Annotated in this window: 2 protein-coding genes; both read right to left on the bottom strand. The window is 27.8% G+C overall.

The window, feature by feature from the left end; all coding sequences use genetic code 11:
- Positions 1–39 precede the first annotated feature (39 nt).
- Entirely contained in the window at positions 40–504 is a 465-nt protein-coding gene (locus BHE89_RS27170) for a polysaccharide pyruvyl transferase family protein (RefSeq protein WP_128860709.1), read from the bottom strand.
- A partial coding sequence (locus BHE89_RS18425; protein ID WP_141008336.1) for a polysaccharide pyruvyl transferase family protein occupies positions 485–1039 on the bottom strand: 555 nt, incomplete at its 5' end. The genes BHE89_RS18425 and BHE89_RS27170, both read right to left, overlap by 20 nt.

Below are 1039 nucleotides of genomic sequence, written 5' to 3'. Positions count from 1 at the left end.
TACGTTTATTAATTTGGAATTCAAGGCAAATATTGCAGATCAATTTTTTTTTAATAAATTATTTATTATATCTAACATAGAAGCAGTTGCACCGCTTTTAGGTTTAGAATCATGAAAAACAAATAATATTTTTTTCATGTTAACTAGCCTCGAATGTGACGTTTTAAAAAATCTATTTGATTTTTTTCTATATTTTTCAAGTAGTAAATTGCTTTCTTCAAAGCTAAATTCTAATGGAAGGTTATCAATGTCTGCTATGCTTTCAATATGTCTTTCTAGTAGATTTACTTGTCCTAATAATGACTCGCTTCGTATATCAGTATCGTTATTAAATTTCAGGGTTAGAAAAGGAACTTCATTTATTATAGAAAATACAGTACCGTGAAAAGATGTCGTAATAACAAAACTAGCATTTGAAAATAATTTTATAAAATCATTAGGTGACGCATCTGTGATATTATTTTTATTGGTATAACAATCCGTTCTAGACGATAATGATACAATACTTAGTCCTAATTTTTTTTGATATAAATTCTTTGATTTGTTGGGTTAATGAGTGTTCGTGAACTTCATATATTAATAAATAAGGTTTTTCATCTACATGAATGCTTGCACTATCTTTCAATGACCTCCATTCTGACTTAGAAAGTAGCAATGTTGGGTCTAGAGTAATTTCTGGGTTTAAACTGCTAATTGAGCTTATGTAATTTGCAAGCTTTTCTTCACGAACACCAATGCCATCCAAACCTTCTAAATATTTAATAAAGGTATATTCATCTTCTGAATTTATATTGGATGTTCCCATACTTGCAGCGTATGATATAGTATTATTTGCTGTTAAGTTATCAAATATGCCATAGTAGTGTTTATCGATACCATTAGTATAAGATGTATTCCAAATTTGGTCGCTACCAAGAAATAAATATTCAAACATTCCTTCAGGTTTATGAATGTTTATTTCTTTTTTAATAAAGGTTTCAAACGCAATAAATCTATTTTTCTTTCTTTTATAATCTAGAATGAGATGTATGAAATCTTT

It is taken from the genome of Shigella sp. FC1967 (assembly GCF_001743005.1).
Taxonomy (GTDB): domain Bacteria; phylum Pseudomonadota; class Gammaproteobacteria; order Enterobacterales; family Enterobacteriaceae; genus Proteus.
The sequence above is the reverse complement of the archived record's forward strand: the minus strand, read 5'-3'. Positions and strand labels throughout refer to the sequence as shown.